Annotated in this window: 4 protein-coding genes; all 4 read left to right on the forward strand. The window is 39.4% G+C overall.

Annotation, left to right across the window (positions count from 1 at the left end):
* Window positions 1–9 precede the first annotated feature (9 nt).
* From fbpA to CVN76_RS06310, 4 genes are read left to right on the forward strand one after another with little or no spacing between them, the layout of a single operon-like run.
* Entirely contained in the window at window positions 10–126 is a 117-nt protein-coding gene (gene fbpA / locus CVN76_RS06300; RefSeq protein WP_269800023.1) for a Fur-regulated basic protein FbpA, read from the forward strand.
* Window positions 116–235 carry a DUF3983 domain-containing protein gene (locus CVN76_RS06305; RefSeq protein ID WP_100530060.1) on the forward strand — a complete coding sequence of 40 codons (120 nt, stop codon included), beginning with the start codon at window positions 116–118 and terminating at the stop codon, window positions 233–235. The genes fbpA and CVN76_RS06305 overlap by 11 nt, the downstream gene beginning before the upstream one ends.
* Before the next feature lie 13 nt (window positions 236–248).
* Window positions 249–377: a hypothetical protein gene (locus CVN76_RS32075; protein WP_269799994.1), complete on the forward strand. Its 129-nt coding sequence runs from the start codon at window positions 249–251 to the stop codon at window positions 375–377.
* The gene (locus CVN76_RS06310; protein WP_100530161.1) at window positions 364–636 is read left to right on the forward strand and encodes a hypothetical protein; all 273 of its coding nucleotides are present in this window, start codon (window positions 364–366) and stop codon (window positions 634–636) included. The genes CVN76_RS32075 and CVN76_RS06310 overlap by 14 nt, the downstream gene beginning before the upstream one ends.
* The last annotated feature ends 161 nt before the right edge of the window (window positions 637–797 follow it).

The raw sequence follows: 797 nt of genomic DNA on the forward strand, positions 1-797 counted from the left end.
AAAAATGAACTGCTAAATATGGGGTATTTCAAAACGCCGGAGGGATTGCAGCTTTACGAACTAACATTGAGCGAATTGGAGGATATCTACAAAGCAGAAAAAGCGAGGGAGAAACATGACGGATAAACAAAAACGCCGGTTGAAAAAGTCTCTAGCCAAAAGAGAAAAGGATCGCTTGAATCATGCTTGGAGAAACATCTTTGTGAAGTCCGGTTTTCTTGAAGAAAGAAAATAAAAGGGGTGGGCAGATGTTCATTTTCGTAATGGTGGCATTCATTGTTGGGGCTTGGGTCGGGATGTTCTTCATGTCTTTATTTTCTGCAGGTGCTTATGAAAAAGGATTTAAGGATGGGAGTAAGTTAAATGAATACAATTGATGATCAATTAAAAAATGATGTGCTGCTTGCTGTTGAGACAGAACGTTTTAGACAAGATGCATTGTGGGGTAAACAACGTCATTCATATGGTGACTGGTTGAAAATCCTGGTTGAAGAAGTCGGAGAGGTTGCTCAGGCAATGCAAAAGGATCAAAGATGGGGAAAAGATTCTGACGCTTCAAATTTATACACTGAATTAATTCATGTAGCTGCTGTGGCTGTCGCTATTGCCGAACAAGTTCTAGAGGAAAAGAAATAATGGCCAGGCAAATGCAGCCGGTTATTATACGTCGCCAAAGGAAGCATGAAGCTGAACAGGCTATCAAGGATTTATTATCAAGGGGATTTGAAATTGTTTCCCCTCTTAAACAGGAAAGTCCACAATCTGAAGTTCTTAATATTTATTCTTTTGAACAAAAG

The organism is Bacillus sp. mrc49, from assembly GCF_002803435.1.